Here is a 25,138-nt window from a genome sequence, read left to right as displayed (position 1 = left end):
ACGACAGGGATGCCGGAATGGGACGAGGTAGAGTCGACTGTTAGTCGACTTGCGCGCGCAGCGCGGGGTTTTTCGGCTTCGGAACGAAGAGCAGTCGACTAACAGTCGACTCTACCTGATAGGGCGCACACAGCCGCCGAGATGTCGTCCCCATCGGCGCACGCACCCCCCGAGGCATCGTCCCCATCGGCGCACGCAGCCCGCCGGCGCTGTCCCATGTCATCGCGCGATCCATCGCCGCCCGAAAGACGCGGCGCTTACCGCCGCTTGGCCCACTTGTAGAACCGCTTCCAGCCCTGCCGCACGGCCGCGACCCAGCCCGGGTCGGCCACCAGTGCGGCCTGCGCGGCACTTGGCGCCTGGCCGGTCACGCGCTGGCGGATCTTCAGCAGGTTCTTCATGTCGCTGCGGCTCAGTTGCCGGCTCAGCGGGTTGCGGCGCAGCCAGCGTGGAGCGCGCCAGGCCGAGGTGAAGTCCAGCAGCACCGGTACGCCGCCGCTGACCACCACGTTGGTGCCATGCAGGTCGTTGTGGCTGATGCCGGCGGCGTGCAAACGGCTGAGCGCGTGCTGCAGCTGCTCGAACACCTCATTGCCCACGGCCTGTGCGGTGCTCAGGGTCTGGCCGGGGATGAACTCCATGCCCAGCGCCAGGCCACCGAGGGTGCCGAGCAGCGCGGGGGCGTGCTTCCAGCCGCCGAGGCGCTGCAGCATGCGGGCCTCGCGGCGCACCATCAGTCGCGCGATCAGCGAAACGGGAGTGCCGCGGTAGCGGGAATAGTCCTTGATGACTGCCTCGCGCCCGTCCAGGCAGGTGCGATAGACGTCAGGGGCCAGGAAGCGTTCGCCGCGCTTGAGCAGCAGCGGGGTGGCGGCCTCATCGCCGCAGGAGGAGGGGGGCAGAGCAGGAAGATACATGTCGGGGTCTCGGACGACCCGGTGGGTGGCGCAAAGCGTCAAGCGAACCGGTGTTACAGGGAGTTACTAAGTTTTCGTTAATTTTAGTACTCGCCAGTTCGCTATTCCACGATTTGTCGGAGAAATGTCAGGGGCGTGGCTGGAACAGTTCGTCGCGCTCAATCGGACAATTATGTCTCACTTGGTCGACGGTTCTTTCCGAATCAATAGGTTGGGCGCCGCATCGGTTCGTTCATCCGCGGCCCGCTGAACGTCGCGCACGTCCGGCTTGACCCCGACGCACGGCCTGCCGACCATAAGCTGTTAATTCGCGACATCGGCGGCCGCACCCTTCGGCACGTCCCCGTTCCCTGCCGCGTTCCTTACCGATGCTGGCCACCAGGCCGTGCATCGCCCCGATTCCCGTTCCGGCCGCGGCTGGAGGAAAGTGCTTTGATCATCAAAATCGTCATTGCAGCGCTGTTCGTCGCCTGCGTGCTGTACATCCACTTCCGTGGCAAGGTCCGCGCGCGCTGGTCGCGCCAGCTGCTGGACCACTCCAGTTTCATGGCCCCGATCAACGTGGTCATGTACATGTTCTCGAAGGTGCCGACCACGCCGTTCCTGGACCCGGCCAAGGAGTTCCCGCAGCTGGAGCCGCTGCGCCAGAACTGGCAGATGATCCGCGATGAAGCGCTGGCGCTGCGCGATGCGCAGAAGATCGCCGCGTCCAGCACGTTCAATGATGCCGGTTTCAATTCGTTCTTCCGCCGTGGCTGGAAGCGCTTCTACCTGAAGTGGTACGGCCCGTCGCACCCGTCGGCGAAGGCGATGTGCCCCAAGACCACGGCGTTGCTGGAGTCCCTACCGGACGTGCGTGCGGCGATGTTCGCGCAGCTGCCGTCGGGCAGCGAGCTGCGTCCGCACCGCGACCCGTTCGCCGGTTCGCTGCGCCTGCACCTGGGCCTGGCCACGCCGAACAACGACGGCTGCTACATCGAAGTGGACGGCATCAAGAAGAGCTGGCGCGATGGCGAGTGGATGATGTTCGACGAGACCTACATCCACCACGCGCACAACGAGACGCCCGACGACCGCGTGATCCTGTTCTGCGACATCGCCCGCCCGCTGCGCTTCGGCCTGCCGGGCCTGTTCAACCGCGCGGTGGCGGCCACGCTGCTGGCCGGTGGTGCCTCGCCGAACCTGCCGGGTGACCCGACCGGTGGCGTCAACAAGGCGTTCGGCAGCGTCTACAAGGTGCGCCTGAAGGCCAAGGCACTGCGCGAGCGCAGCGTCGTGGCCTACCAGCTGATCAAGTGGGGCCTGGTGGTGGCGGTGATTGCCGGTATCTGGGCGCTCTGATCGTTGCATGAGGTTGCCGGCCAGCGGCCGGTACTACCGGAACATGAAAAAACCCGCGCTGTCGCCAGCGCGGGTTTTTCTTTTGCATGGGTGGGTGCCGACCGTTGGTCGGCACGCCTTACTTCAGTGCCGCCTGCACGAACGGCGGGGTCACCAGCACGCCGGTGTGCAGCGCGGCGGTGTAGTACAGGGTGTTGAAGGTCTTGGCAGCCGAGTCGGCCTGGCGGAAATCGAAGCTGCTGTCGCCCTTGCGCGCCATGGTCACGCTCCACCAGCCGGTGGGGTAGCACGGCTGCGGGAATGGCAGGGTCTTGAACGAACCGAAGCCGGCCTTGCCCATCTCGGCGCGCATTTCGTTGATCAGCTCCAGCTGCATCAGCGGCGACTCGGACTGCTGCACCAGGATGCCGTCGTCCTTCAGGGCCTTGAAGCAGCTCTCGTAGAAGGCCTTGTTGAACAGGCCTTCACCCGGGCCGACCGGGTCGGTCGAGTCCACGATCACCACGTCCACGCTGCCCGCCGGGCAGTTGGCCATGTAGGCCACGCCGTCGTCGAACAGCAGCTCGGCGCGGGCGTCGTCGTTGGAGTCGCACAGTTCCGGGAAGTGCTTGCGCGCCATCACCGTGACCTGCTCGTCGATATCGCACTGGGTCACGCTCTCCACGCCCTTGTGCTTGAGCACTTCGCGCAGGGTGCCGCAGTCGCCGCCACCGATGATCACCACGCGCTTGGGCGCGGCGTGGGTGAACAGCACCGGGTGGCTGATCATCTCGTGGTAGAAGAAGTTGTCCTTGCTGGTCAGCATGATGGCCCCGTCGATGGTCATCAGGTTGCCCCAGTCGGTGGTCTGGAAGATCTCGATCTTCTGGAACGGCGACTGCACCTCGTCCAGCTTGCCGGTGATGCGGTAGCCGATGGCCGAGCCGGTGCGCTCGAAGTGTTCGATGTACCAGTTGTTGCTGTCAGTCATTGGAAAACAGTCCTGTTCGGAGGGGTGGAGCCGGGCTGGCGGGCGGGGCCGCGTGGCACAGATGCCACATCCGGACGGATCGGCCCGTTCAGGTTGGAACCTGTCACGGGCGCGGGCGCGCATGATAACGAACCTGTGGGCATATAGGCGTTATCATGCCCCCCCTTTTATTGCCAACAAGGCCGACTGAAATGACCGATTGGTCCCTCGACCAAGCCCGCAAGACCTACTCGATCCCGCATTGGGCGGACGGTTACTTCGACGTGGATCAGGCCGGGCACATGGTGGTGAGACCGACCGGGGCCGACGGCCCGGTGGTGTCGCTGCCCAAGGTGGTCGATGCTGCGCGCGCGGCCGGTGCCAAACTGCCGCTGCTGGTGCGCTTCCCGGACATCCTCGGCCAGCGCCTGGGCAAGCTGCAGGCGGCCTTCGCCCAGGCCCAGCAGGACTGGGAGTACAGCGGTGGCTACACCGCCGTGTACCCGATCAAGGTCAACCAGACCCGCGGCGTGGCCGGCACCCTGGCCAGCCACCACGGCGAGGGCTTCGGCCTGGAAGCGGGCAGCAAGCCCGAGCTGATGGCCGTGCTGGCGCTGTCGCGCCCGGGTGGCCTGATCGTCTGCAACGGCTACAAGGACCGCGAGTACATCCGCCTGGCCCTGATCGGCCGCAAGCTGGGCCTGCAGACCTTCATCGTCATCGAGAAGCCGTCCGAGCTGAAGCTGGTGCTGGAAGAGTCCAAGGCGCTGGACGTGAAGCCGGGCCTGGGCGTGCGCATGCGCCTGGCCTCGCTGGGCGCCGGCAAGTGGCAGAACAGCGGTGGCGACAAGGCCAAGTTCGGCCTGTCGCCGCGCCAGCTGCTGGACCTGTGGAAGTCGCTGCGTGACACCGAGTACGCCGACTGCCTGAACCTGCTGCACTTCCACATGGGCTCGCAGATCTCCAACGTGCGCGACATCGCCAACGGCATGCGCGAAGCCACCCGCTACTTCGTGGAGCTGTCGCGCCTGGGCGCGAAGATCACCCACGTCGACGTGGGCGGTGGCTTGGGCGTGGACTATGAAGGCACCCGTTCGCGCAGCTTCTGCTCGATCAACTACGGCCTGCATTCCTATGCCAGCAACATCGTGCAGCCGCTGGCCAATGCGTGCGAAGAATTCGGCCTCACCCCGCCGCGCATCGTGACCGAGTGCGGTCGCGCGATGACGGCACACCACGCGGTGCTGATCGCCAACGTCTCGGAAGTGGAAGAGGCGCAGGAAGGCCGCGTGCCGGACCAGCACGACGATGAGCCGGCGGCGATTCGCCACCTGCGCGAGATCCACGACGAGCTGGACGTGCGCCCGGCGGTGGAGCTGTTCCAGGAAGCGCAGCATTTCCATGCCGAAGGCCTGGCCAGCTACGCGCTGGGCCAGATCGACCTGCCGCAGCGTGCGCGCATCGACGACCTGTTCTACGCCATCGCCCACGGCGTGCGTGCGCGCCTGAGCTATGACGAGAAGAGCCATCGCCCGGTGCTGGACGAACTGAACGAGCGCCTGGTCGACAAGTACTTCGTCAACTTCAGCGTGTTCGAGTCGATCCCGGACGTGTGGGCGATCGACCAGGTGTTCCCGATCGTGCCGATCGAGCGCCTGGACGAAACCCCCGACCGCCGCGGCATCATCGCCGACATGACCTGCGACTCGGACGGCATGGTGGAAACCTATGTCGAGAACGAGAGCCTGGACAGCTCGCTGCCGCTGCACAAGATGAAGCCGGGCGAGAGCTACCGCATCGGCTTCTTCATGGTCGGCGCCTACCAGGAGATCCTGGGCGACATCCATAACCTGTTCGGTGATACCGACGCGGTGGAAGTGCTGGCCGATGCCGATGGCTACGCGATCACCCAGCAGCGCCGTGGTGACACCACCGACGTGATGCTGGATTACGTGGGTTACCGCCTGGACGAACTGCGTGCGACCTATGCGCAGCGCGTGGCCGAGGCCCAGTTGTCGCCGGAACGTGCGCAGGAGTTGTCGGAGGCGCTGGAAGCCGGCCTGACCGGTTACACCTACCTGTCCGACGAACCGCTGGTCTGATGTAAACGGGAACGCCGGGCGTAGGCCCGGCGCTACCGGCCCCGATGAGCGCGCGCGCGATCTTCCACCTGTTCCTGCATGCCGCCGTGCCAGCCCTGCTGGCATGGCTGTTCTGGCGCAAGCGCTTTGCTTCGGCGTGGCTGCTGATGCTGCTGGGCTGGATCATCGACCTGGACCACCTGCTGGCCGACCCGATCTACGCACCGAACCGCTGCAGCATCGGTTTCCATCCGCTGCACACCGCACCGGCGATTGCCGTGTATGCAGGCCTGTGCGTGCCGAAGAAAACGCGGTTGTTCGGCATCGGTTTGATCATCCACATCGTGCTGGACGCGATTGATTGCTGGTGGATGCATCACCGTTGATGTTTGATGTGTGTCGACCAAGGTCGACACCTACCGGGTGTACGGCGACCGGTCGGATTGGCGCTTGGTAGAGCCGGCCGCTGGCCGGCTTCCGCAGGGCGTTTCCGGTGACCACGTGGTTGCCGGCCAGCGGCCGGCACTCCCCATCGTTGGGTTGGCCAATGTCGACGCCTACCGGGCGTACGGCGACCGGCCGGATTGGCGCTTGGTAGAGCCGGCCGCTGGCCGGCTTCCGCTGGGCGTTCCCGGTGATCACGTGGTTGCCGGCCAGCGGCCGGCACTCCCCATCGTTAGGTTGGCCAATGTCGACACCTGCCGGGTGTACGGCGACCGGCCGGATTGGCGCTCGGTAGAGCCGGCCGCTGGCCGGCTTCCGCAGGGCGTTCCCGGTGACTACGTGGTTGCCGGCCAGCGGCCGGCACTACCCACCGTGAGGTTGGCCAATGTGGACACCTACCGGGTGCACGGCGACCGGTAGGATTGGTGCTTGGTAGAGCCGGCCGCTGGCCGGCTTCCGCAGGGCGTTTCCGGTGACCACGTGGTTGCCGGCCAGCGGCCGGCACTACCCACCGTTAGGTTGGCCGCTCCACCCCACCGGCAACCACAACGTTGCGCGCAGGCCGGGCTGCGCATTTTCCAGCGCCAGGCGCCCGCCATAACTGGCGGCGATATCGCTCACAATCGCCAACCCCAATCCACTGCTGCCCTCGCGCTCATCCAGGCGTACACCACGCTGTGTGACCTGTGACAGCGCATCCGCCGCCAGGCCAGGGCCGTCATCACGCACTTCGATGCGCAACTGCCCGTCGTGGGCTTCCGCTTCGACAGTGACCTGCTGTTGCGCCCACCGCCCGGCGTTGTCCAACAGATTACCCAATATCTCTTCCAGATCCGCACTGGCACCGGCGAACTGCAGCGCCGGATCAATGCCTTCCGCTGTGAACGCAATGCCGCGTTCGCCATGCACGCGTGCCATCAGCCGGCACAGCGCCTGCGCGACAGTCGCCACGTCGGTGCGTTGGCGATGGTCGGCGGCCAACCCAGCGGCCAGGTAGCGGTCGACACTGGCCTGCATGCGGGCGCTCTGCTCACGAACGGTCGCCCGCCAGTCCCTGCCGTCGCCGTCGGCCTCGGTGGCCAATACGCTCATCGGGGTTTTCAGCGCATGCGCCAGATCCTGTGCGCTGGTGCGCGCGCGCGCGACCATGCGTTGCTGGTGGTCCAGCAGCGCGTTGAGTTCATCACCCAGTGGTGCGACTTCCGCCCCAAGTCCCCGCGTCTCGATGCGCTGCACATCGCCGCGCCGAACCCGTTCCAGCTGTGCACCGAGGCGGTGCAGTGGACGCAATCCAAAGTGCACCTGGCTGGCCAGCACCGCCAGCCAGGCCGCGACCAGCACGCCCAGCGCGATGGCGGTGCGCTTGCGGAACGCGGCTACATCCGCATCCAGCGCGCTGCGGTCGGTGGCAACCACGGCCACGAACGGTGCGCTGGCGCGCGGCAGGCGCACCTGTTGCACGCGTGCACGCAGGGACTGCTGGAGTGGCCCAGCCAGATTGCGCGTGGCCGCACCTGTGGCCATGGCCGGCAGGGTTTCATCCCACAACGAGCGTGACTGCAGCAGCACGCGGCCGTCGGCACCGGCGATCTGCCAGTACGCACCGGAGAACACCCGCTGGAAGCGCGCATCGTTCGGTTCCTGGCGCAGCTGCAGCTGGTTGTCGGGGGTGACTTCCATCTGCGCGACCAGGGTCAGCATGTCCTGCTGCAGTTCGTGGTCCAGCCGATCACGCGCGCTGCGCTTGAACAGTTCGCCCAGCAGCGCACTGGCCAGCAACGAGACCAGCAGCAGGCCGACGCCACCGGCCAGCAGCAGGCGCCGCCGCAGCGAGGGCTGCCGCGTCACGGCGCCGCCAGCCGCCAACCCTGGCCGCGCACGGTCTGGATCAGTTCGGTACCGAGCTTGCGGCGCACGCGCCCCAGCAGCACATCCAGCGCGTTGGAGTCGGGATCCAGCCCGCCCTCGAACACCTGTTCGCCGAGTCGATCACGGCCGATCACCTGGCCGCTGTGGTGGATGAAGTAACTGAGCAGGCGGAACTCCTGCGGGCTCAGCGCCAGCGGCTGTCCGTCCAGTTCGAAGCGACCGGCGTTGACGTCCAGCTGCAGCGGGCCGCAGTGCAGGCGCGGGCTGGCGTGGCCGTGGCTGCGGCGGATCAGGGCGCGCAGCCGCAGCACCAGCTCGTCGGCCTGGAACGGTTTGGTCAGGTAGTCGTCGGCACCGGCATCGAAGCCGGCCAGCTTGTCGTGCCAGCGCCCGCGCGCGGTCAGCACCAGCACCGGGAAGCCGCGGCCGTTGCCGCGCCAGCGTTCGATCACGCTCAGTCCGTCCAGGCCGGGCAGGCCAAGGTCAACGATGGCCGCCTGCAGGTCCTCGATCTGGCCGGTTTCCTCGGCCTCGCGCCCGTCGGCAACCTGGTGCACCACGTAACCGGCCTGCTCAAGCAGGGGCACCAGGCGCTGTGCCAGCGCGGCATCGTCTTCGGCCAACAGGATGCGCATCAGTCGTCCAGCTCCGTCTTCAGCAGCTTTCCGCTGCGCGCATCATAGTCCAGCTCGACCACCACGCCATCGCCGCGCAGGATCTCCACTTCGTAGACGCCGTCGTCCAGCTCCACTTCCAGCAGCTGCCCCGGGTAGCGCTTGAGCGCGTCGCGCACCACGCTTTCCAGCGGCACGTAGCGGCCCTGCTGCACAGCGCGACGCGCGACCTGCTGCGCCGGATCCTGCACGGGCGCAGCGGCGGACGGGGCGTTGGCCAGGGCCAGCAGCAGGGGCAGGGTGGCGAGCATCGCGGGCGTGTGAGGGAAGGGGACCAGGCGTGAGTGTGCAGCGGCCGACTAACAGCGGGCTAACAGCGCCGGCTAAGGGGCTGTTAACCACCCCGTGCATCGTGGCGTTGCCGGGATGGTCCGGCCATGAACACGAACAGGAGAATCCCCATGTTGAAGTCGCTTGCCCTCGCCACCGTCGCCGCCCTGGCCATCGTACCGGCCGCTCAGGCCGCACCGCTGGGCATGGCCCAGGTTGAACAGACCCTGCGCAAGGCCGGTTACACCCAGATCCACGAGATCGAGCGTGATGACAGCCTGTGGGAAGCGGACGTGAGCCGCGCCGATGGCCGCTTCAGCGAGGTCTACGTGGACCCGAAGACCGGCGAGATCTTCGACGAGCACAACGGGCGCGCGCTGCTGACCACCGAGCAGGTGCTGGCACGGGCACAGGCACATGGCCTGCGCGAGATCCATTCGCTGGAACGCGATGGTGCCACCTGGTCGCTGGAAGCGCGCAATGCCCGCAACCAGAAGGTGGAAGTGCGCCTGAGCGGTTATGACGGCCGCATCCTGCACAGCGAGCGCGATGGCTGGCTGGATTGATTCCAGATCCGGTAGATGCCGACCTTGGTCGGCATACGGGGAAGAAGCGTGTCGACCAAGGTCGACACCTACCGGGCATAGGCACCGGTGGTGGCCGACCTTGGTCGGCCCAGGCGCGGGTGCCAGCCCTTACCAGCCAAACGGCGGCGGGTAATCCCAATAGCCCGGGCCGCGGCCGTAGTAGCCGCCGTACGGGCCGAAGAAGCCCGGGCCCTTGCCTTCGCTCACGTGGATGTTGACGTTGACCCCGTGGGTCTTGCCCTCATCGGTGGTGTAGTTCTTGCTCAGGTTCAGCGTGGCGGCGTTGTAGTGGCTGTTGCCACCGTTCTTGGAATAGCCGATACCGGTGGTGAAGCTGCCGGATACCTTGACCTTGTCATCGGTGACGTCGGCGATCTTCGCGTCGTCGTGCACGCGCGGGCCGCTCTTGTCACCGTAGTACGTGCCCGGCGGGTCCTGCTGCAGGGCCGGGTCGTTGAGGTAGCGCATCGGCGCCTGCGGCAGCGTCAGGTCCAGGCCGGCAGCCTGCGGCGCGGTGGCGCCGGCGGCGGACTGGGCCAGCACGGTTCCCGGCAGGGCCAGGCACAGCAGCAGGGTCAGGGGGCGGATCATGACGGTGCTCCAGCGGACAGATGGCCGCGCAACACGCGGCGGTACAGGCCGACGCTAGCAGGGGCTGCTTGAATGATGCCTGTCGGCGCCCGCTCGCGGTAGAGCCAGGCCATGCCTGGCTGCAGGCTACAACCGCCCGAACCCGAACAGCCCCGCCAGCGGATGCGCCCGCCGCTCGATCCCGGCCCGCAGCAGCTGCGCGCCGATCATCGAATAGGTGATGCCGTTGCCGCCGTAGGCCATGGCGAAGTGCACCCGCGGCCCCCACTGATCGTGCGGGCCGAAGAACGGCAGGCCGTCCGCCGTTTCGGCGAAGGTGCCGGCCCAGGAAAACGCCGGCACCGGGTCCAGCCGTGGGAACCAATGCAGCAGCTGCTTCATCAGCTTGTCGGCCTTGCTCTGAACGCGCCGGTCGCGGCGGGCGGGGATGTCGATGGCGTCGTCCAGCCCGCCCACCAGCAGGCGACGGTCGCCGGTGGCGCGCAGGTACAGGTAGGGGCGGGCGCTCTCCCACACCATGGTGGTGCGCAGCCGGCCGAGCACGTCCGCATCGATGGGATCGGTGATGAAGGCGTAGCTGCTGCGGTTGCGTGCAACCCGTTGCTTGAGCCAGCGCTGGTTGGCATAGCCCATGGCCAGCACCACGTGGCGTGCGCGGATGGTGGCACCGTCTTCGGTACGGGCGGTCACCCCGCGCGCAGTGGCGTCGAGGCTGTGCAGCACCGTGCGGTCATGCACGTGGCCGCCGCGCCGACGCAGGCGCTGCAGCAGTGCATAGGTCAGCCGATACGGATCGACCCGCGCCGCCTGGCGCGTGAGCAGGGCACCACCGGCGTCCACGTCGAAGCGTTCCTGCAGTGCCTCCGGGCCCAGCCAGCGGGCATCCAGACCGATGCTGCGCCGCGCCTCACCTTCGGCCATCAGGCGCGGAACGTCGCGATGGCGGCTGGCCAGGTACAGGCTGTCCATGCGCTGGAAATCCACGTCCTTCAACCCGCGTGCCACGTCGCCCAGCGCTGGGATTGCTTCCGCACACGCCCGGTAGGCAAGCGCCGCGGCGTCCTGGCCATAGCGCTGGGCCAGTTCCAGCAGGTGGGTGTCGATCTCGTACTGCAGCAGCGCGGTGCTGGCAGCGGTGCTGCCCCAGCCGATGTCACGCTGCTCGATCACCGCCACGTCGTGGCCATGCCCGGACAACTCGTCGGCAATCAGCGCACCGGTGATGCCGCCGCCGACCACCAGCACGTCGCAGCGCAGATCCCGCTCCAGCGGTGGGAAGGCGTGGATCAGGCCGTTGCGCACCGCCCACCACGGGTAGCCACTCTTCAGGTCCATGAGTGGGCGGCTCAGGCTGTGGGGCGACCGGTGTGCGGGGTGTGGATCAGTTCGGACAGATCGAAGCCCTGCAGGCGGGCGGTGGCCAGATAATGATCCTGCACGGTGGCGTCCAGCTGCGGTTCGCGGGCCAGCAGCCACAGGTACTTGCGGTCCGGGCTGCCGACCAGCGCCACGCTGTAGTCCGGAGCGACCTGGATCACCCAGTAGTCGCCCTTGGCGAACGGCAACCAGCGCAGGCCCTTGGGCAGGAAGCTCACCTCTAGGCGCGCGCTGTCGTTGTCGATGGCACAGGCCTCGCCGGTGGCTTCCTCGACGTCGCCGTCCATGCGGCAGCGGTTGGTGACGCCGACGTTGCCGTTGTCGAGCAGGGTGTAGTGCGCCGATACGTCGGTGCAGCCTTCCGGCTCGTGGCGCATCGGCAGGCGTGCGATTTCGTACCAGGTGCCCAGGTAGCGAGGCAGCTTGAGGTCGGCGACGGTCTTCAGCGGCGGGTGGTCGGTCATCGGCGGTCGTGGCAGGGGTGGGCCTCCACGATGCCGATGGCCTTGCCATGGGCGGGTGAAGCCGGGGCGATGGCCGTGTCCAGAACGTTCCGTCGCCGCTGCGGCGTGCCCGTTGTCACCGGCGTGGCGGTATGCTGCCGCCAGCGCCGTGTTTTCCTGATCCAACCGAGGTGGAGGTGCCGATGTACCAGGTGATCCTGTTGAAGAGTGAATCCGCGTTCGCACGCGAGCAGTGGCCGCAGGTTGATGACCTGGTCGACTACGAGGGCGTCAGCTACAGCCTGCGTGCCGGCCCGCGCCAGCCGCTGCCCACCGACCACGACTGGCACCCGGTGGCGGTGTACGCGCCCGATGAGATCACCGAGGAAGAGTTCCAGGACTGGTACGCGCTGCAGCAGCCGGCCGTCGAAGAGCTGCGCCTGAAGTACTGACTTCGCCGGCGTGGCGAGCGTGCGCGCGGAAACGCAGGCGGGGTGAACCGACGGGGTAGAGTCGACTGTTGGTCGACTGCTCTTCGCTGGACGCTGTGCAAAGCCCGCGCTGCGCGCGATAGTCGACTAACTGTGTAAACCCACCACGTTGTTCAGCAGGACTCTGGAAATAGGTGGCTGGCCACCGATCCCCATGTGAGGGCGGTGCCAGTTGTAGTGGTGCAGCCATTGGGTCAGCACGGAATTGCGCTGGTCCGAGGAGGCGTATTCGCGGGCGTAGGCCCATTCGCGCAGGCTGGTTTGGATGAAGCGCTCGGCTTTGCCATTGGTCCGCGGCGTGTAGGGCTTGGTTCTGATGTGCTTGATCCCAAGGGATTTGAGCAGCTTGGCAAAGGCGGTGGAGCGATAGCAGGCACCGTTGTCGGTCAGGATCCGCTTGAAGGTGATTCCCAGGCTGGCGTAGTACTGCAGAGCGCCCAGCAGCGCCTGGCAGGCGGTTTCGGCCTGTTCGTTGGGGTGGACGCTGCTGAAGGCGACCCGGGAGTGATCGTCGATGGCCACGTGGACGTAGCCCCAGCCACCGCCAGCGGCGTTTCCCCGACGTTTGGCATCGGTTCTGTGCCCTGGCCGCTGGAAGTTGCCCAGCTTCTTGATGTCCAGGTGCAGCAGCCCTCCGGGCTGATCGTATTCGTATCGGATGACCTCCTTGGGCGGTTCAAGCCGACACAGCCGATTGAGGCCGTGGGCACGCATCAGCCTTGAAATCGTACTGTGGCCGACCCCCAGCGCCTTGGAGATGGTCAGGTAGGTCTGCCGTTTACGGCGGTGCTCCTTGATTTGCTCGATTACCGGAGCAGGTGTGGCATGCGGCGTCTGGTGAGGCCGTGAGCTGCGGTTTTCCAGCCCCGGTGCCCCGAACTGGCGGAATCGGGCCAGCCATTTGTAGGCCGTACGCACACTTACGCCGCATGCTTGGGCTGCTTCCTCTGGGCGCAGGCCCTCGTGGAGGATGCGGCGAATAAGAAGTGCTCGACTATGGACGGTCAAACGGGCATTTTTATGGTGGTTCATCCGGGCTCTTTGGGGTCTGGAGAGGTGTGGTAACCACCATTTTCCAAAGATGTCCCGGATGAACAACGTACAGAGAGATCACAACTAACAGTCGACTCTACCCAGTCGATTCGCCCGGCCACGATCACCCCGCCGCAATCGCCAGGCCGTTATCGCCCCGTCGTGACCACCCCGCGCCATCACCCCGTCGAAGCTCCCATCGCGGTGGGTGTGGTCCTCTGCCCCACCATCCGGCCTTTACCGCCTGTGCCGTATAGTCGCGCGCAGGCGCGGTGGTCCGCGCGAAACGGTGTGGCTGGCGTGTCTTCTTTCCTGCGATCGATCCGTGCACGGGGGCCTTGGCTGGCCCTGCTGCTGTGCACTGCCTTCCTGCTGTCCGCACCGGTGCTGGCCCAGGATGAGGACCCCACGCCGAAGCAGCAACTGGCGGACATCGATTCCAGGCTGAAGGAGGTCGAGCGCAAGCGGGGCGATGCAGAGGCCATCGAGACACTGGCGATGCTGTCCGAGAATGCCTCGCAGGCCCGGCGCGATGCCGAAGCGCTGGAGAAGGCGTTGCAGCCGCAGCTGGATCGGATCAGCGAACAGCTGGCGCAGCTGGGCACGCCTGCGGAAGGCACCACCGAACCGCCGGAACTGGCCGCGCAACGACGCACCATCACCAAACAGCGCGACGGCCTGGCCGCGTCGGTAGCGCAGGCCAAGGCCAGTGCCGTGCGTGCCCAGCAGCTGGCAGCCGACATCGACCAGCAGCGCACTGCGCAACGCGCCGAAGACATGGGGAAGAAGGTCGCCTCGCCGTTGTCTCCGGCGCTGTGGAGCAAGGTGGCCGAGCGCCTGCCGATCGATATCGCACGCGTCGCGCCGTTGGCCGAGCAGGGGCGCGATACGTTTGTTGCTGGTGTCCGGGCCAATGGCTGGGGCACGCCGTTGCTGGGCCTGCTGGCCGCGTTGGTGATGATGTTCCCGCTGCGGCTGTGGCTGCGCAGGCTGGGGCGGCGCTTTGCGGCGTCCGAGCGTGCGCCGGACGGTCGCCTGCGCCGCTCCGGCCTGGCCATGTGGCTGCTGCTGGTCGGTACGCTGCTGCCCGGCTATGCCGTGGTGGTGCTGATGGCAGCGCTCGATGCGATCGATGCGATCGCGCCGCGCCTGCAGGTGGTGGCCGACGGCCTGGAGACGGCCACCTTCCGCGCCGCCTTCATTGCGGCGCTCAGCGCGTGCATGCTGGTACCCAAGCGTCCGTCGTGGCGGTTGCTGAATCTGGATGACACCGCCGCACTCAAGCTGCGCAAGTACGCGTGGGGCGCGGCGGCGCTGGCCTGGCTGAGCACGGTGCTGGTCGCCCTCGATCAGGCCACGCGTACCAGCGACGTCACCACGGTGGCGCTGGACGGCCTGATTGCGCTGACCTACCTCGGCCTGATCATGGCCATGCTGGTGACCCTGGCACGTCTGCATCGCCGGCAGACCGCCGAGGCCGAGGCCAAGCTGGAGGCACAGGCCGATGGCGTGGGCGCGGCCACGCCGGTGCGTCGCAGCAGCTGGCTGGTACTGGCCCGGGTAGCGGGCAACATCGCGGTGGTGGCGGCCATCATCGCCACATTGCTGGGCTACCTGAACTTCGCCAAGTTCGTGAACCAGCAGCTGATCGGCGGCAGCATCGTAGTGCTGGCCGCGACCCTGCTGTTCAAGTTCGTCGATGACCTGAGCACCTGGATGCTCAACGCCGACAGCAAGGTTGGCCAGACCATCCTGCTCAGCACCGGCCTGAGCGTATCGCGGCTGGAGCAGGCCGGTGTGCTGCTGTCGGCGGCGTTGCGTACCATCGTCGTACTGATCGCGCTGCTGGCCCTGGTGGCGCCGTTCGGCAACATCGGCGCAGTGGTGGAGCGCTTCACTTCACTGTTCACGACCGGATTCGATATCGGTGGCACCAAGCTGGCACCGGCGGGGATCGTGTTGGCGGTACTGGCGCTGCTGGCCGGCCTGGCGATCACCCAGCTGGTGCAGCGCTGGCTGACCGACACCTACCTGCCCAAGACCGAACTGGATCTGGGCGCACGCAATTCGGTCAGTACGGTTGCCCGTTACGTGGGCATCATCATCGCGGTGATCTGGGCGCTGAGCGCGATGGGCCTGCAGCTGAGCAAGCTGGCGTTGCTGGTCAGTGCGCTGTCAGTGGGTATCGGTTTTGGCCTGCAGGTGATCACCCAGAACTTCGTCTCCGGCCTGATCCTGCTGGCCGAGCGCCCGGTGAAGATCGGCGACTGGGTGAAGCTGGGCGACCAGGAGGGCGACATCCGCCGCATCAGCCTGCGTTCGACCGAGATCCAGGTGGGCGACAAGTCGACGCTGATCGTGCCCAACTCCGAGCTGGTCACCAAGACCGTGCGCAACATGACGATGGGCAACAACCAGGGCCGCATCCAGATCCAATTCGCGGTGCCGCCCAGCACCGATGTCGGCAACCTACGGCAGGCGTTGCTGGATGCGTACACCGCGCATACCAACGTGCTGAAGCAGCCGGCGCCGACGGTCTACATCGACAGCATTGCCGGTGGCCAGATCACCATCAACAGCTTCGCGTACGTCGCCAGCCCGCGGCAGGTCTACGCCACCCGCAGCGATCTGTACTTCAGCCTACTGCAGATACTGGCGGAGCGGAACATTCCGCTGTCGACCCCGACCGATATCCACATCACCCGCGATCCGCAGGAGTAGAGGGTTTTTTGCAGGGCGCAGCCCTGCAAAGAACCCTATCCCCGCGGTCGGCCGCGCGAGGGCACCAGTGCGAACGTATCCACCGCCAGCTTCTCGGCATGGTTCAACCACGCGCGGATCTCCAGATCATCCACTTCGTGGTCCAGCCCGAACGACACGTTGATCTTGCCATTGGCATCGGGCTGCACCCACTGCTGGGCCAGCACCACCTTGCGCTGCGATGACACCGCCTCGATCCAGAAACCACGATCCGGGCGCGTGCTCGCCACCAGCTGCAGCATGTACTGGCCGGCACGGGTGCGGCGGCCCTTCTGCGTGATCATGTGCGCCTGGCGCACGCTCGGGCGCGGGCCCTGGAACGCATCCAGCGGCGCATCCACGGCAATGCCGCCGCGCAGGTCATCGTCGCGGTACAGCTTGATGCCGTTATCGCGGTTGACCAGCAGGGCGCACCAGTCACCGTCGGCCGAGCCGTCCTCGAACGCGGTGCAGCGATCGACATAGGCCAGGGTGTTGTCCGGGTCGGCATCATCGAACTGGCGTGACGTGTTCTCCAGGTACACCGATTTCAGGCCCCAGTCCTTGTCGTACTCCAGCAGCACCGGTGGCTGCACGTGCTGCAGGCCGACCACCACCTGGTCGTCGCCGTCGATCTTCAATTCACGGGTCGGTTCGCCCAGCCACAGCGAGCGGGCGAACGCCAGATACTGTGGATAGTCGCGGCCACCGTCGCGGTGCGCGGCCACGCTGGCGCTCGGTGCGCGCTTGTCATCCAGCAGCGAGCGGCCAAAGCCCATGGTCTGCAGGTTCGGGTCGAGCAGGCTGAGCAGGGTGGCGCCGGAATCCAGCGTTGAACCGTCTTCCACCGCCAGCTGGCGAGGCGCCACGCCGTCGCCGAGGAACAGCAGCAGGTTTTCGCGCTGCTGCTTGGCCAGCACATGGCTGAGGTCGTTGGGCATCGCCAGATGATCGGAAGCGATCACGATCAACGTGTCCTTGCCATACGGGCTGGCCTGGATGCGTTCGACCAGCTGCGAGATCAACCGGTCACTGCACTTGAGCGCGTTGAGCATGTTGATGTTGCCGTACTGGCTCTGGTAGCGCTCGCCCTTGCACGACACCGGCAGGTGGCCCGCCGGGTGGTGGGTGTCCATGGTCAGCGTGGTGAGCATGAACGGCGAGCCGGCGCGCGAGAGCTGTTCGAAGCGCTGGTAGGCGGTATCCAGCAGCACGTCGTCGTGCACGCCCCAGGCGGAGTAGTGGATGCGCCCGATCTTTTTCTGCTGCTTGAACCAGGCGAGGTCATGCACTTCGTCAAAGCCGTGGCTGGCGAGGAACTGGCCCTTGCCGGCGAACTGGCCGTTGGCCCCGCCCAGGTAATGGTTGGTATAGCCCTGCTGCTTCAGGTAGTCGCCCAGGCACACCGCCTTGGGCAGGAAGCTGCCCATCCGGTCCATGCTGTTCTCATCGCCCTGCGAAGTGGTCAGCGGCACGCCGCACATCGACGACACCAGGCCGGCGATGGTCCAGCCGCTGCCCTCGGCCGAGGCCAGGTTGCGCACGTCCAGCGACTCGGACGCCAGCCGGTTGAGATTGGGCATCAGGCCTGGGAATACGTTTTCGTCCAGGTACGTGCGCTCCAGGCTCTCGCCGTAGATCCAGACGATGTTGCGCGGGCGCTGCAGCGGCTGCGTCGGCACCTGGTATTCGGGGGCGATGCGGGCGAAGTCGACCGGGCGCAGCTGCTGGTACAGGCGTTGGCCGTCGCGGGCCAGCGGGCTGATCATGATAGTGGCCACCCACACGGCCGCGAAGCCCGCGAACAGCGCGCCACCGTGGCCGGGCCGGCGCCAGCGCTTCACCCGCGTGGCGAACAGCGGCAGCAGCGAGACCAGCGCCAGCACGATGAAGCCGGCGATGTAGCCCTTGAAGTCGGAGACTCCGGCGCCTTCCATGTCGGCGCCGAGGTGGTACAGCGTGGCGGCGTTGAGCCCATCACCGGACAGCTTGTCGATCAGCCACCATGCGCTGAGCGTGAGCAGCAGCAGCGAGAACGCACTGGCCTTCCACCACACCCATTTGCCGGACGCGAGGAACAACCAGCACAGCAGCAACAACGACAGCAGCAGTATCCAGAGCATAGGCAGCTTCGGCAGTGACGGGGTGGTGGTGATGGACGTCGTACCGACGCGTGTCCATCCGACCGGCGCTGCCGCAAGCACATGCATGTGACAGGCCGATGACCCGATAGTGCATGCACGAACCTGACTGAAATGTTTGTTGGAATGACGCGCGCGAAATCGCGCTCAGTAGGTAAAACGAGCGTGAAAGGCTTCGTTGGATTGCATTAAAAACCGCATGAATACGGTTGTTTTCGCAGATTCGCTAGCGATGCCCGCGCTCTTCGCGTGCCCGCGCGCGACGATCGAACAGCAATGCACTGGTCACGATGCCAAGGCCGAGCACTACGCCGATGAACAACAGAATCAGGGCGATGAGCGGGTAGCCGAACAGATGCCAGCCGGTGTCGATCTTCATCATCATCGCGGCGGCCATGATCAATGCCGCGCTGATGATGCCGGCCGCCACGCGGTTGGCGATCTTCTGCAGGTTCTCCATCAACCGCGATTCTTCCAGGCCCGTCACCTTCATCTGCAGACGGTTCTCGGCCAGCAGCGCCATGATGTCCGACAGCTTGCGCGGCCCATCGCGCAGCAGCTGCTGCAGCTCCATCGCCTCGCTGGCGATGTTGGCTGCCGACAGGGACTTTTTCAGGCGCGCACGCATCACATGCTGCAGCTGGCGCTCGACGATGCGGCGGGTCTCCAGTTCGGGTGCCAGCAACCGGCATACGGTTTCCAGGTTGAGCAGCGCCTTGCCGAGCAGGCTCAGTTCCGGCGGGGTGCGCAGGCCGCAGGCGGTGGCGATGCGCACCATGTCCAGCACCACGCGGCCTTCGGAGAAACTGCCGCTGGCGGCGTAGCGCGCGATCAGCTGGCCGGTCTCGCGCAGGTAGCGCTCTTCGTCGAAGGCCTCCAGCCGCGTGCTGATGCTGATCAGATCGTCGGCTACTTCCTCGCCACGGCCATCGACTGCGGCGAACAGGATCTTCAGCAGCCGCTCGCGCAGGCGTGGCGGCATGTGCGCGACCATGCCCAGGTCGAAGATCGCCAGCCGTCCATCGGGCATCACCCGCAGGTTGCCGGGGTGCGGGTCGGCGTGGATCTCGCCGTGCACGAAGATCTGGTCCAGGTAGCCGCGGATCAGCGCCGCCGCCAGCGGGTCCATCGATTGTTCGGTGCGGCGCACGTCGGGAATCGCATCCACGCGCACGCCGGTGGCCAGTTCCATGGTCAGCACGCGCTGGCTGCTGTAGTCCCACAGCGGCTGCGGAATCCACAGGCGGCGGAACGGCTTCAGGTGTCGGCCGAAACGGGCCAGGTTCTCGGCCTCGGCGTGGTAGTCCAGCTCCTGCATCAGGGTCTTTGCGAACTCGTTGAGCCAGTCGCGCAGGCGCACGCGGCGGCCTACCTGGGTCAGGTGGTCGGCGGCCAGCGCGAAGCTGCGCAGCGCCTCCAGGTCCGAGCGAAGTTGTGCAGCCACTTCAGGCTTCTGCACTTTCACTGCCACCTGGCGTCCGTCGTGCAGCACCGCGCGATGCACCTGCGCGATCGAGGCACAGCCCAGCGGTTCGGGATCGAATGAGGCGAACAGCTTGTTCACCGGTGCGCCCAGCTCCTGCTCGACGATCGCATGGATACGCTCGACCGGAATCTCGGCCACCTTTTCCTGCATGCGCTCCAGGGCTGTGGCGAACTCCACCGGCACCATGTCCGGGCGCGTGGACAGCATCTGGCCCAGCTTGACGAAGGTCGGGCCCAGCGCTTCCAGATCGCTGACGAACTGTTCCGGGTTGCCGTCCGCGGGAACGTCGGCTGGATTGCCTGCGGCATCCAGGTTCATGCCCGAGAACACCCCTGAATGGCGATAGCGCATCAGCAGGCGCAGGATCTGGCTGCGCCGGTTCATGCCTTTGACCAGCGGAGGATTGCCATTGGCGGTGGGCGGATTGCTCAAGCGGAACTCCCATGCGACGAAGACAGGTAGCGCCGGCCACGGGCCGGCAATGTCCGGATTCCGCAGTGTCGCCGGGGGGCGGTGGGCACGCGGTGAATCCGACGTCTTCCGCAGTCCACACCGGATCGGTCAGAATCCGCTCATTCCCTCTCTGGACTTCCCATGGCCGGTGCCAGCCTGTTCGCCCTGCTCGACGATATCGCCACCCTCCTCGACGATGTCTCGGTCCTGACCAAGGTCGCGGCGAAGAAAACCGCCGGCGTGCTGGGCGACGACCTGGCGCTGAACGCGCAGCAGGTCACCGGGGTCAACGCCAACCGCGAACTGCCGGTGGTGTGGGCGGTGGCCAAGGGCTCGCTGGTCAACAAGGTGATCCTGGTGCCGGCAGCATTGGCGATCAGTGCGCTGGAGGCCTGGCTGCACAGCCGCGGCTGGAACGTGCCGCTGATCGTACCGCTGATGATGATCGGCGGCGCGTTCCTGTGCTTTGAGGGCGTTGAGAAGCTGGCGCACCGGTTCCTGCACTCAGCCGAGGACGACGCCGAGCATCAGGCCGAGCGGCGCAAGGCGCTGGCCGACGCGCAGGTGGACATGGTGGCGTGGGAGAAGGACAAGGTAAAAGGCGCGATCCGCACCGACTTCATCCTCTCGGCCGAGATCATCGTACTGACCCTGGGCGTGGTCGCCACCGCATCGTTCACCAACCAGCTGGTCACGCTGGCCGTGGTTGCACTGGCGATGACGGTCTTCGTCTATGGGCTGGTGGCGGGCATCGTGAAGCTTGATGACGTCGGCCTGTACCTGTCGCGCAAGGGTGGGGCCGTGGCCGCCTTCGGTCGCGGCCTGGTGGCCTCGGCGCCGTGGCTGATGAAGTTCTTGTCGGTGGCCGGCACCATTGCCATGTTCCTGGTGGGCGGCGGCATCCTGGTGCACAACGTACCGGCGCTGCACCACGCAGTACAGGCGATGGGCGGCGAGGGGCAGTGGGGCTGGCTGGTCAGCGCGGTGGGTAACATGGTGGTCGGCATCATCGCCGGCGCCATCGTGCTCGCGGCCGTGACCGGGTTCCAGAAGCTGCGCGGCAAGTAATCACCGGCGGGTCGCAAGGTAGAGGCCGACCTTGGTCGGCGCTTTGTTTCCTGCGTGTGCCAACCAAGGTTGGCACCTACCAAAGCGGTTCGCGACGGGCCGGACGGTCAGCCCGCCTGCACCCGGTTCTTGCCCTGTCGCTTGGCCGCATACAACGCGTCATCCGCACGGCGCAGCAGGGCCTCGGTATCGTCGCCCGGCTGCCATTGCGCCAGCCCGGCGCTGAAGTGCACCGGCACGCGGCGGTCCTGCACGGTCAGCACACGGTGCGCCAGTGAGCGTTGCAGGCGCTGCACGGTGGCCATGCTGTCGGCACCCTGGGTTTCCGGCAGCACCAGCACGAACTCGTCGCCACCCAGCCGTGCGATGCCGTCAGTGGCGCGCAGCAGCAGCCTGCAAACGGCCACCAGGTGCTGCAGCAACGCATCGCCGCCGGCGTGGCCGTGCGCCTCGTTGGTCAGGTGGAAATCATCCAGGTCGATCACCGCCACGCCCAGCGGTGAGTTGTTGCGCGCAGCACGCGCCAGTTCACGCTGCAGCAGTTCGTCCAGGCCGCGGCGGTTCAGCGCCTGGGTCAGCGGATCGATACGCGCCAGGTCACCGGCGGCACGCAGTTCCTGCTCCAGCTCGGCAATGCGCTGTTCGGCGCGTTCCACTTCCTGCCGCGCATTGGCCAGGTGATCGCGGGCCTGCGCGGCCTGTTGCTGCACTTTGCCGGTGTCGCGCATCACGTCCTGCAGCAGCTGGTTGAGGTCGGCGATGCTACGCGCCTCGCGCAGCTGCAGTGCGTAGCTGCCGATGCGGTCGTGGTATTCGCCGGTGCTGGTGGCCATGCCATCCATGCGCTCGATGAACTCGCCCATCAACCCGCGCATCGCCGCCTTCGAATCGTCGATGCCCTGGCGCAGCAGGCCCTGCTTGTAGATCACTTCGCGCAGTTCGGCACGGGTGCGCTCGACTGCCTCGGCTTCCAGCGGCCCGTCCAGCAGCTGGCGCACCGCCGCGATCTGGCCCTGCAGCCAACTGCGGTCGTCCAGCAGCTCGCTCACGTTTTCCAACAGCAGCGCGAACAGTTCCAGCAGCAGCGCCTGCTGCTCCTGCCAGCTCTCGGCACGCACGCCGACCTGGTGCCCGAGTTCGCGCACGCCCTGTTCGATCGGCTCCAGTGCGGTACCCGGCTGCCACTGGCGCAGGCGCGTGGCCAGCGCCTGCGCTTGTTCGCGCAGATCCGGGTCGTGCTGCAGCAGGGCCACCACGGCGCCACCCAGCAGCAGCCGCAGCTGCTCGGACAGGCGCAGGCTTTCCGGCTGTCCGTCCGGCGAATGCTGTTCGATGGTGCGGATGTACTTGTCGATCAGCTGCCGCATCGCACGCCCGTAGCGCGGCCAATCGGCACTGGCCTGCGCCGACTGCAGGCGGTCGCCCATGTCACCCAGTTCGCCGGGCAGGGTGGCCATGCCGTTGGCGAAGGCGGCCAGCAGCGGTTCCGGCGCGTCGGCGCCGGCGAACAGCTGCTGCAGTGCCACGCCACCACCGCCCTGCAGTACCACGCGGTCGCCCAGCCCATCGTCCACCACCGCGCGCACGCGTGCCGGCGGCCCAAGGGCGGTACCGGGGGCAGGGCGGTGGTCGGGCTGGTCCGTCATGGAGCGAATCCTGGGGGGTGGCAGGGACTGGTTCCAGCATATCGGCGCGGCCGCCGACGGCTTGAACGGCTAGGATGGGCGACAGGATGCCGCAGTGGAGGTGGTGATGCGCGTGATGTTGCTGGGGGCAACCGGCCTGGTCGGCGGGCTGACCCTGTCCCGGCTGCTGGACGACCTGCGCTGCAGCGCCGTGGTGGCACCCACCCGCCGCCCGTTGGGCATGACCCACGGGAAGCTGGAGAACCCGGTGCTGGCCTTCGATGCGTTGCCCACTTCGCCAGCATGGGCGCGCGTGGACGCGGTCATCTGCGCGCTCGGCAGCACCATTGCCCAGGCCGGCAGCCGCGAGGCTTTCCACCGCATCGATCATGACTACCCGCTGGCGTTCGCCCGCCTGGCGCAGGCACAGGGTGCACAGACTTATGTGCTGAATTCCGCGGCCGGCGCCAATCCACAGTCGTCGATCTTCTACAGCCGGGTGAAGGGCGAATTGGAACGTGACCTTCGTGCGCTGGGCTTCCATTCGTTGACCCTGGTCCGCCCAGGGCTGATCGGGGGCGAGCGCAACGAGGTGCGTCGTGGCGAGCGCCTGGCGCTGACGGTGCTCGGTGCTTTGGGGCCGATGTTGCCACGGGCGTGGCGGATCAACCCGGCCAGCGAGATCGCCAAGGCACTGGTCGAGGCCGCGCTGGCCCCGCAGCCGGGTGAGCACGTGGTTGCATCGAGCGCACTGGTCGGCTGATGTCGCGTGCGCTGCGCCTGACCCAGTTGCTGCAGCTGCTGCGCCGCCATCGGCGGCCGGTGGGCGGGCAGACGCTGGCCGAAGCGCTGGGCATCAGCCTGCGCACGCTGTACCGCGATATCGAGACCCTGCGTGAGCAGGGCGCTGACCTGCGTGGCGAGGCCGGCGTTGGCTACCAGCTGGCGCCGAGCGACACCCTGCCACCGATGACCCTGCCGCCGGCCGAGATCGATGCGCTGGTGCTCGGCCTGCGCTGGGTCGCCGCGCGCACCGAGCCGGCGCTGGCCGAGGCAGCGCGTGATGCCCTGGCGCGCATCGCGCATGTGCTGCCAGCAGCGCGCCGGGAAGCCTTGCGTGACAGTGGCCTGCGCGTTGGCCCTTCGCGCGCTGCGGCCAAGGTGCCGGCTGCGCGTCTGCAGGCCGTGCGCGAAGCAGTGGGTTCACAGCAGCGCCTGAAGTTCGGCTACGAGGACGCGCACGGCCAGCGCAGCGAGCGCATCGTCTGGCCGTTCGCGCTGGGCTACTTCGATGAGGTGCCGATGCTGGCGGCGTGGTGCGAGCGCCGCGAGGATTTCCGCCATTTCCGTCTGGACCGCATCCGCCAGGCGCGTGTGCTGGAGGATCACTACCTCGTGCCACGCGCCACCCTGCTGCGACGCTGGCAGAAGGCGCAGGGCATCGCGCCGGACTGGCTGGACCGTTCATAACCACAGCAACAGCCGGGATCCGGGGCGTGTAGAGTCGACTGTTAGTTGTGTAAACCCACCACGTTGTTCAGCAGGACTCTGGAAATAGGTGGCTGGCCACCGATCCCCATGTGAGGGCGGTGCCAGTTGTAGTGGTGCAGCCATTGGGTCAGCACGGAATTGCGCTGGTCCGAGGAGGCGTATTCGCGGGCGTAGGCCCATTCGCGCAGGCTGGTTTGGATGAAGCGCTCGGCTTTGCCATTGGTCCGCGGCGTGTAGGGCTTGGTTCTGATGTGCTTGATCCCAAGGGATTTGAGCAGCTTGGCAAAGGCGGTGGAGCGATAGCAGGCACCGTTGTCGGTCAGGATCCGCTTGAAGGTGATTCCCAGGCTGGCGTAGTACTGCAGAGCGCCCAGCAGCGCCTGGCAGGCGGTTTCGGCCTGTTCGTTGGGGTGGACGCTGCTGAAGGCGACCCGGGAGTGATCGTCGATGGCCACGTGGACGTAGCCCCAGCCACCGCCAGCGGCGTTTCCCCGACGTTTGGCATCGGTTCTGTGCCCTGGCCGCTGGAAGTTGCCCAGCTTCTTGATGTCCAGGTGCAGCAGCCCTCCGGGCTGATCGTATTCGTATCGGATGACCTCCTTGGGCGGTTCAAGCCGACACAGCCGATTGAGGCCGTGGGCACGCATCAGCCTTGAAATCGTACTGTGGCCGACCCCCAGCGCCTTGGAGATGGTCAGGTAGGTCTGCCGTTTACGGCGGTGCTCCTTGATTTGCTCGATTACCGGAGCAGGTGTGGCATGCGGCGTCTGGTGAGGCCGTGAGCTGCGGTTTTCCAGCCCCGGTGCCCCGAACTGGCGGAATCGGGCCAGCCATTTGTAGGCCGTACGCACACTTACGCCGCATGCTTGGGCTGCTTCCTCTGGGCGCAGGCCCTCGTGGAGGATGCGGCGAATAAGAAGTGCTCGACTATGGACGGTCAAACGGGCATTTTTATGGTGGTTCATCCGGGCTCTTTGGGGTCTGGAGAGGTGTGGTAACCACCATTTTCCAAAGATGTCCCGGATGAACAACGTACAGAGAGATCACAGTTAGTCGACTGTCGCGCGCA

The 25,138-nt window shown here is 66.6% G+C and carries 22 protein-coding genes and 1 pseudogene; 10 read left to right on the top strand and 13 right to left on the bottom strand.

Going from position 1 to position 25,138, the window contains the following annotated elements:
• Positions 1-257: 257 nt before the first annotated feature.
• The gene (locus Q9Q79_RS18960; RefSeq protein WP_099527042.1) at positions 258-917 is read right to left on the bottom strand and encodes an RIO1 family regulatory kinase/ATPase; all 660 of its coding nucleotides are present in this window, start codon (positions 915-917) and stop codon (positions 258-260) included.
• A gap of 435 nt (positions 918-1,352) precedes the next feature.
• Here Q9Q79_RS18960 and Q9Q79_RS18955 point away from each other — a divergent pair, with 435 nt between their 5' ends.
• Entirely contained in the window at positions 1,353-2,258 is a 906-nt protein-coding gene (locus tag Q9Q79_RS18955) for an aspartyl/asparaginyl beta-hydroxylase domain-containing protein (RefSeq protein WP_024957655.1), read from the top strand.
• A 118-nt stretch (positions 2,259-2,376) separates the two neighbouring features.
• Here Q9Q79_RS18955 and speE read toward each other — a convergent pair whose 3' ends face one another.
• Complete coding sequence (gene speE, locus Q9Q79_RS18950; protein WP_111174003.1) at positions 2,377-3,228, bottom strand: polyamine aminopropyltransferase; 852 nt, start codon at positions 3,226-3,228, stop codon at positions 2,377-2,379.
• 191 nt (positions 3,229-3,419) lie between these two features.
• Here speE and speA point away from each other — a divergent pair, with 191 nt between their 5' ends.
• The 3 genes from speA to Q9Q79_RS18935 are packed head-to-tail and all read left to right on the top strand — an operon-like array spanning position 3,420 to position 6,152.
• Positions 3,420-5,309, top strand: a complete 1,890-nt coding sequence (speA, locus tag Q9Q79_RS18945) for an arginine decarboxylase (protein ID WP_005411370.1) — start codon at positions 3,420-3,422, stop codon at positions 5,307-5,309.
• 44 nt (positions 5,310-5,353) lie between these two features.
• A complete protein-coding gene (locus Q9Q79_RS18940) occupies positions 5,354-5,674 on the top strand; it encodes a DUF6122 family protein (RefSeq protein ID WP_005411369.1) in 321 nt (106 codons plus the stop codon).
• Positions 5,675-5,684: 10 nt separating this feature from the next.
• A complete protein-coding gene (locus Q9Q79_RS18935; RefSeq protein WP_171956666.1) occupies positions 5,685-6,152 on the top strand; it encodes a hypothetical protein in 468 nt (155 codons plus the stop codon).
• Between the two features lie 84 nt (positions 6,153-6,236).
• Here Q9Q79_RS18935 and Q9Q79_RS18930 read toward each other — a convergent pair whose 3' ends face one another.
• From Q9Q79_RS18930 to Q9Q79_RS18920, 3 genes are read right to left on the bottom strand one after another with little or no spacing between them, the layout of a single operon-like run.
• A complete protein-coding gene (locus Q9Q79_RS18930) occupies positions 6,237-7,580 on the bottom strand; it encodes a HAMP domain-containing sensor histidine kinase (protein ID WP_201861673.1) in 1,344 nt (447 codons plus the stop codon).
• Positions 7,577-8,236, bottom strand: coding sequence for a response regulator transcription factor (locus Q9Q79_RS18925; protein WP_099484168.1), 660 nt, complete (start codon positions 8,234-8,236; stop codon positions 7,577-7,579). The genes Q9Q79_RS18930 and Q9Q79_RS18925 overlap by 4 nt, the downstream gene beginning before the upstream one ends.
• Positions 8,236-8,526: a PepSY domain-containing protein gene (locus Q9Q79_RS18920; protein ID WP_099484169.1), complete on the bottom strand. Its 291-nt coding sequence runs from the start codon at positions 8,524-8,526 to the stop codon at positions 8,236-8,238. The genes Q9Q79_RS18925 and Q9Q79_RS18920 overlap by 1 nt, the downstream gene beginning before the upstream one ends.
• A gap of 150 nt (positions 8,527-8,676) precedes the next feature.
• Here Q9Q79_RS18920 and Q9Q79_RS18915 point away from each other — a divergent pair, with 150 nt between their 5' ends.
• The gene (locus Q9Q79_RS18915; protein ID WP_043034271.1) at positions 8,677-9,111 is read left to right on the top strand and encodes a PepSY domain-containing protein; all 435 of its coding nucleotides are present in this window, start codon (positions 8,677-8,679) and stop codon (positions 9,109-9,111) included.
• A gap of 129 nt (positions 9,112-9,240) precedes the next feature.
• On the opposite strand, the gene Q9Q79_RS18910 is transcribed toward Q9Q79_RS18915, so the two are convergent.
• The 3 genes from Q9Q79_RS18910 to Q9Q79_RS18900 all read right to left on the bottom strand — a co-directional run bounded on the left by Q9Q79_RS18910 (position 9,241) and on the right by Q9Q79_RS18900 (position 11,564).
• Positions 9,241-9,723, bottom strand: a complete 483-nt coding sequence (locus tag Q9Q79_RS18910) for a hypothetical protein (protein ID WP_005411364.1) — start codon at positions 9,721-9,723, stop codon at positions 9,241-9,243.
• A gap of 126 nt (positions 9,724-9,849) precedes the next feature.
• The gene (locus tag Q9Q79_RS18905; protein ID WP_012481468.1) at positions 9,850-11,058 is read right to left on the bottom strand and encodes an FAD-dependent oxidoreductase; all 1,209 of its coding nucleotides are present in this window, start codon (positions 11,056-11,058) and stop codon (positions 9,850-9,852) included.
• 11 nt (positions 11,059-11,069) lie between these two features.
• A complete protein-coding gene (locus Q9Q79_RS18900) occupies positions 11,070-11,564 on the bottom strand; it encodes a lipocalin family protein (RefSeq protein ID WP_012481467.1) in 495 nt (164 codons plus the stop codon).
• Positions 11,565-11,746: 182 nt separating this feature from the next.
• Here Q9Q79_RS18900 and Q9Q79_RS18895 point away from each other — a divergent pair, with 182 nt between their 5' ends.
• On the top strand, positions 11,747-11,995 hold the full coding sequence (locus Q9Q79_RS18895; RefSeq protein WP_005414723.1) for a hypothetical protein: 249 nt from the start codon (positions 11,747-11,749) through the stop codon (positions 11,993-11,995).
• 126 nt (positions 11,996-12,121) lie between these two features.
• Here the strand turns inward: Q9Q79_RS18895 and Q9Q79_RS18890 are convergent, their stop codons facing one another.
• Entirely contained in the window at positions 12,122-13,066 is a 945-nt protein-coding gene (locus Q9Q79_RS18890; protein WP_012479022.1) for an IS481-like element ISStma1 family transposase, read from the bottom strand.
• A gap of 291 nt (positions 13,067-13,357) precedes the next feature.
• On the opposite strand from Q9Q79_RS18890, the gene Q9Q79_RS18885 reads away from it, so the two are divergent.
• Positions 13,358-15,787: a DUF3772 domain-containing protein gene (locus Q9Q79_RS18885; RefSeq protein WP_049397258.1), complete on the top strand. Its 2,430-nt coding sequence runs from the start codon at positions 13,358-13,360 to the stop codon at positions 15,785-15,787.
• Positions 15,788-15,822: 35 nt separating this feature from the next.
• Here the strand turns inward: Q9Q79_RS18885 and Q9Q79_RS18880 are convergent, their stop codons facing one another.
• Together Q9Q79_RS18880 and Q9Q79_RS18875 are read right to left on the bottom strand one after the other, a co-directional pair.
• Positions 15,823-17,928, bottom strand: coding sequence for a phosphoglycerol transferase I (locus Q9Q79_RS18880; protein ID WP_201862583.1), 2,106 nt, complete (start codon positions 17,926-17,928; stop codon positions 15,823-15,825).
• Between the two features lie 244 nt (positions 17,929-18,172).
• A pseudogene (locus Q9Q79_RS18875) lies at positions 18,173-19,828 on the bottom strand (AarF/UbiB family protein); the annotation flags it as partial.
• Positions 19,829-20,026: 198 nt separating this feature from the next.
• Between Q9Q79_RS18875 and Q9Q79_RS18870 the strand changes: the two are divergent.
• Positions 20,027-20,953: a DUF808 domain-containing protein gene (locus tag Q9Q79_RS18870; RefSeq protein ID WP_005411357.1), complete on the top strand. Its 927-nt coding sequence runs from the start codon at positions 20,027-20,029 to the stop codon at positions 20,951-20,953.
• A 107-nt stretch (positions 20,954-21,060) separates the two neighbouring features.
• Here the strand turns inward: Q9Q79_RS18870 and Q9Q79_RS18865 are convergent, their stop codons facing one another.
• Complete coding sequence (locus Q9Q79_RS18865) at positions 21,061-22,599, bottom strand: GGDEF domain-containing protein (protein ID WP_005411356.1); 1,539 nt, start codon at positions 22,597-22,599, stop codon at positions 21,061-21,063.
• Positions 22,600-22,705: 106 nt separating this feature from the next.
• On the opposite strand from Q9Q79_RS18865, the gene Q9Q79_RS18860 reads away from it, so the two are divergent.
• The gene (locus Q9Q79_RS18860) at positions 22,706-23,341 is read left to right on the top strand and encodes an NAD-dependent dehydratase (RefSeq protein ID WP_012481462.1); all 636 of its coding nucleotides are present in this window, start codon (positions 22,706-22,708) and stop codon (positions 23,339-23,341) included.
• Positions 23,341-24,048 (top strand): YafY family protein, encoded by a 708-nt coding sequence (locus Q9Q79_RS18855; protein WP_049417955.1) that lies wholly within the window; start codon positions 23,341-23,343, stop codon positions 24,046-24,048. The genes Q9Q79_RS18860 and Q9Q79_RS18855 overlap by 1 nt, the downstream gene beginning before the upstream one ends.
• A 41-nt stretch (positions 24,049-24,089) precedes the next feature.
• Here the strand turns inward: Q9Q79_RS18855 and Q9Q79_RS18850 are convergent, their stop codons facing one another.
• Entirely contained in the window at positions 24,090-25,034 is a 945-nt protein-coding gene (locus Q9Q79_RS18850; protein WP_012478995.1) for an IS481-like element ISStma1 family transposase, read from the bottom strand.
• Positions 25,035-25,138 lie beyond the last annotated feature (104 nt).

It is taken from the genome of Stenotrophomonas sp. a6, from assembly GCF_030913325.1.
Classification (GTDB): Bacteria; Pseudomonadota; Gammaproteobacteria; order Xanthomonadales; family Xanthomonadaceae; genus Stenotrophomonas; species Stenotrophomonas maltophilia.
Note: the sequence above shows the minus strand (reverse complement) of the source record. Positions and strands in the feature narration are given on the sequence as shown.

What these genes read in the sequence shown, in the direction of transcription:
- Q9Q79_RS18925 (WP_099484168.1), bottom strand. Translation starts at nt 8,236, where the DNA reads ATGCGCATCCTGTTGGCCGAAGACGATGCCGCGCTGGCACAGCGCCTG.
- Q9Q79_RS18850 (WP_012478995.1), bottom strand. Translation starts at nt 25,034, where the DNA reads ATGAACCACCATAAAAATGCCCGTTTGACCGTCCATAGTCGAGCACTT.
- Q9Q79_RS18920 (WP_099484169.1), bottom strand. Translation starts at nt 8,526, where the DNA reads ATGCTCGCCACCCTGCCCCTGCTGCTGGCCCTGGCCAACGCCCCGTCC.
- Q9Q79_RS18940 (WP_005411369.1), top strand. Translation starts at nt 5,354, where the DNA reads ATGAGCGCGCGCGCGATCTTCCACCTGTTCCTGCATGCCGCCGTGCCA.
- Q9Q79_RS18915 (WP_043034271.1), top strand. Translation starts at nt 8,677, where the DNA reads ATGTTGAAGTCGCTTGCCCTCGCCACCGTCGCCGCCCTGGCCATCGTA.
- Q9Q79_RS18905 (WP_012481468.1), bottom strand. Translation starts at nt 11,058, where the DNA reads ATGGACCTGAAGAGTGGCTACCCGTGGTGGGCGGTGCGCAACGGCCTG.
- Q9Q79_RS18865 (WP_005411356.1), bottom strand. Translation starts at nt 22,599, where the DNA reads ATGACGGACCAGCCCGACCACCGCCCTGCCCCCGGTACCGCCCTTGGG.
- speE (WP_111174003.1), bottom strand. Translation starts at nt 3,228, where the DNA reads ATGACTGACAGCAACAACTGGTACATCGAACACTTCGAGCGCACCGGC.
- Q9Q79_RS18910 (WP_005411364.1), bottom strand. Translation starts at nt 9,723, where the DNA reads ATGATCCGCCCCCTGACCCTGCTGCTGTGCCTGGCCCTGCCGGGAACC.
- Q9Q79_RS18880 (WP_201862583.1), bottom strand. Translation starts at nt 17,928, where the DNA reads ATGCTCTGGATACTGCTGCTGTCGTTGTTGCTGCTGTGCTGGTTGTTC.
- Q9Q79_RS18960 (WP_099527042.1), bottom strand. Translation starts at nt 917, where the DNA reads ATGTATCTTCCTGCTCTGCCCCCCTCCTCCTGCGGCGATGAGGCCGCC.
- speA (WP_005411370.1), top strand. Translation starts at nt 3,420, where the DNA reads ATGACCGATTGGTCCCTCGACCAAGCCCGCAAGACCTACTCGATCCCG.
- Q9Q79_RS18895 (WP_005414723.1), top strand. Translation starts at nt 11,747, where the DNA reads ATGTACCAGGTGATCCTGTTGAAGAGTGAATCCGCGTTCGCACGCGAG.
- Q9Q79_RS18855 (WP_049417955.1), top strand. Translation starts at nt 23,341, where the DNA reads ATGTCGCGTGCGCTGCGCCTGACCCAGTTGCTGCAGCTGCTGCGCCGC.
- Q9Q79_RS18860 (WP_012481462.1), top strand. Translation starts at nt 22,706, where the DNA reads ATGCGCGTGATGTTGCTGGGGGCAACCGGCCTGGTCGGCGGGCTGACC.
- Q9Q79_RS18870 (WP_005411357.1), top strand. Translation starts at nt 20,027, where the DNA reads ATGGCCGGTGCCAGCCTGTTCGCCCTGCTCGACGATATCGCCACCCTC.
- Q9Q79_RS18900 (WP_012481467.1), bottom strand. Translation starts at nt 11,564, where the DNA reads ATGACCGACCACCCGCCGCTGAAGACCGTCGCCGACCTCAAGCTGCCT.
- Q9Q79_RS18890 (WP_012479022.1), bottom strand. Translation starts at nt 13,066, where the DNA reads ATGAACCACCATAAAAATGCCCGTTTGACCGTCCATAGTCGAGCACTT.